A 1,074-nucleotide genomic window follows, 5' to 3' on the forward strand; every position below is an offset into this window, starting at 1 on the left:
TCGGGGTCGTTGCGGGATTCCTGGAACCACGGGTGCTGGTCGCTGGTGTGGTTCATGACGAAGTCGATGATGACGCGCATGCCGCGTTGGTGGGCGGCGTCGACGAATTCGACGAAGTCGGCGAGGTTGCCGAATTCTGGGAGGACGGCGGTGTAGTCGGAGACGTCGTATCCGCCGTCGCGGAGGGGGGATTTGAAGAAGGGGGGCAGCCAGAGGCAGTCGACGCCCAGCCATTGCAGATAGTCGAGTTTGGCGGTCAGCCCTTTGAGGTCGCCGGTGCCGTCGCCGTTGCTGTCCTGGAAGGAGCGGACGAGGACCTCGTAGAAGACGGCGCGTTTGAACCAATCCGGGTCCCGGTCCTTGGCAGGAGTGTCCTCGAAGGTGTCAGGGACGGGCTTGTTCACGGTCATGGAGTTCCTGAACCTCCGCTCTGTGCCGACGACGACCTCTGCACGTGGAAGATGTGTGCGGGTGCCCGTCCGGGTTCGAGGCGCACGTAGTTGGTACTGCCCCAGTGGTAGACCTCGCCGGTGAGTTCGTCGCGCACCGGCACGGACTCATGCCGGTCCAGGCCGAGTTGCGGCATGTCCAACGAGACCGTGGCCTCCTGGGTGTGGTGGGGGTCGAGGTTGGCGACCACCAGAACCGTGTCCGACCCGGTGCGCTTGCTGAACGCGATCAGCGCGTCGTTGTCGGTGTGGTGGAAGTGCAGGTCCCGCAGCTGTCGCAGTGCGGGATGGCGTCGCCTGATGAGGTTCAGGGACGTGATGAGCGGGGCGATGGATCGTCCCTCGCGTTCGGCGGTTTCCCAGTCGCGGGGCTTGAGTTGGTACTTCTCGGAGTCGAGGTATTCCTCGCTGCTGTCCTTCAGGGGGGTGTTCTCGCACAGTTCGTAGCCGCTGTAGACACCCCAGGTCGGGGACATCGTGGCGGCCAGGACCGCGCGTACCTCGAAGGCGGGGCGGCCGCCCTGCTGGAGGTAGGCGTGCAGGATGTCGGGGGTGTTGACGAAGAAGTTCGGCCGCATGTACGAGGCCGCCTCGCCCGACAGTTCCGTCAGGTACTCGGTGAGCT

At 64.8% G+C, this 1,074-nt stretch carries 2 protein-coding genes; both read right to left on the reverse strand.

The features are described 5' to 3' along the window. On the reverse strand, nt 1-410 hold a 410-nt coding region (locus FNH08_RS50430), incomplete at its 3' end, for an alpha-amylase family glycosyl hydrolase (protein WP_265579864.1). Continuing rightward, nucleotides 407-1,074: DUF3459 domain-containing protein (locus tag FNH08_RS50435; RefSeq protein ID WP_152778740.1), on the reverse strand; the 668-nt coding region annotated here is incomplete at its 5' end. The genes FNH08_RS50430 and FNH08_RS50435, both read right to left, overlap by 4 nt.

It is taken from the genome of Streptomyces spongiae (assembly GCF_009377185.1).
Classification (GTDB): domain Bacteria; phylum Actinomycetota; class Actinomycetes; order Streptomycetales; family Streptomycetaceae; genus Streptomyces; species Streptomyces spongiae.